Source organism: Methanoregula sp., from assembly GCF_002835825.1.
Lineage (GTDB): Archaea > Halobacteriota > Methanomicrobia > Methanomicrobiales > Methanospirillaceae > Methanoregula.
In genome coordinates this window covers 1-1,354 of sequence record NZ_PIZH01000558.1, presented here as the reverse complement: position 1 = coordinate 1,354, position 1,354 = coordinate 1, and the positions used below count along the sequence as shown (strand labels likewise).

Here is a 1,354-nt window from a genome sequence, read left to right as displayed (position 1 = left end):
GGACAGATCGTATGCTGTTCAGGTTGCGTGGACCCGGCCCCATCTGCAAGATACCGGTTCGGTGCATTTAGGACTTTTCACGCACTCTTCTCAATCCTGGCAAGTGTACTCTTGAGATCAAGATAGAGCGGGACGGTCTCACCAGGAGTCCGGATGGCCTGGCAGAACCCGAATTTTTTATAGAAATCAACAGCGCTCTGCTTGGAATCGACCGTGATGATCCGGCAGCCGACATACCGGGACAACGCAATCGAGATGGTGAATATCTTACGAAGCATGCTCCGGCCGATGCCCGAGCCCTCACAATCGTTCCGGGTTGCAAGCCTTGCTATCTTCAGTGCCGGGTACTTCCGGAACCGGTAACTCTCTTCGCGGTCGCATTCCTCAACTGCCCTGACTTCAATGCTGTCATTGATGAGCGTGAAATACCCGACAAGCTTGCCCTCATGAAAAACCAGCCTCGTCACCGAGATCAGGTTGTACTGGCTTTCAAGAGCATCCTCCTGGAGAAATGCATCGAGTTCGGGTTCTGATGAATGAAACCCGGAGAGATCATGAACAGCATTTAAGAGAACAAACTCAAGATTCTCAAAAGGGATCTGCCGGGTCATGATAACCCGGGCTACTCAAGCCGTGCGTTCTCCGCGTCGTGCTTTGCCTCACGGATCAGGTCCAGGCCTTCGCGGGTAAATGTCGGGTGCCGTAGGTACTTCGTGAAGGCATGTGCATCCTCGCCTTCGAGCACGAGTCCGATCTCAATAGGTTTTGCCATGATCGTTCACCGACAGGGTTTGCTCAATAATATATGTACATTGAAATATATAAAAATGTGCGTCGGGGTTACTTCCCGATGATCCTGGCAGGATCATGAATATTCCCGGGACGAGCTCAACCATTCAGATCCGTCAGAAGATCCTCAGCTGTCCCGCTACGGCACCGGTTATTCTTCACGCCGGCTTTTGCCTTCTTTGCCCTGCGCACAATCCCGGAACGTTTTTTCTCGATCAGCCTGCGATGGATGATTTCCTCAAGGTACTGCTGGTCCTCGATATCGAGCATCTCGATATACTCAAGAGTATTATTGAGAGATACCATTTCAGTCACCACGAGATGTTCTCATTCCGTTATCGCTCTTGCTCTACAAAGGCATTGTGCTGGAACCAACAATTCACGATACTGATTCCTGAATGAGGTACCACGCTTCCCCCATTATCACAACTCACAGCCCGGTCCCTCCCTGACCAGGTGCACACACAGCGGAGGCACCTCACGGAATAACCCACACTCGATCGTTGCACAGGGGAGGAGCGCCGGGTTACAAAAAGGGTCGTGTTGTCGTTCTTCAGCTGATAAG

3 protein-coding genes are annotated in these 1,354 nt (G+C 51.6%); all 3 read right to left on the bottom strand.

The features are described from left to right. Positions 1 to 77: 77 nt before the first annotated feature. On the bottom strand, positions 78 to 611 hold the full coding sequence (locus CW742_RS13280) for a GNAT family N-acetyltransferase (protein ID WP_292421163.1): 534 nt from the start codon (positions 609 to 611) through the stop codon (positions 78 to 80). Positions 612 to 622: 11 nt separating this feature from the next. Beyond that, positions 623 to 772 carry a hypothetical protein gene (locus tag CW742_RS13275; RefSeq protein ID WP_292421161.1) on the bottom strand — a complete coding sequence of 50 codons (150 nt, stop codon included), beginning with the start codon at positions 770 to 772 and terminating at the stop codon, positions 623 to 625. A 116-nt stretch (positions 773 to 888) separates the two neighbouring features. Beyond that, positions 889 to 1,095, bottom strand: coding sequence for a hypothetical protein (locus CW742_RS13270; protein WP_292421159.1), 207 nt, complete (start codon positions 1,093 to 1,095; stop codon positions 889 to 891). Positions 1,096 to 1,354: the final 259 nt, after the last annotated feature.

Coding starts and splice junctions, on each gene's coding strand:
- CW742_RS13280 (WP_292421163.1), bottom strand. CDS start 611: ATGACCCGGCAGATCCCTTTTGAGAATCTTGAGTTTGTTCTCTTAAAT.
- CW742_RS13275 (WP_292421161.1), bottom strand. CDS start 772: ATGGCAAAACCTATTGAGATCGGACTCGTGCTCGAAGGCGAGGATGCA.
- CW742_RS13270 (WP_292421159.1), bottom strand. CDS start 1,095: ATGGTATCTCTCAATAATACTCTTGAGTATATCGAGATGCTCGATATC.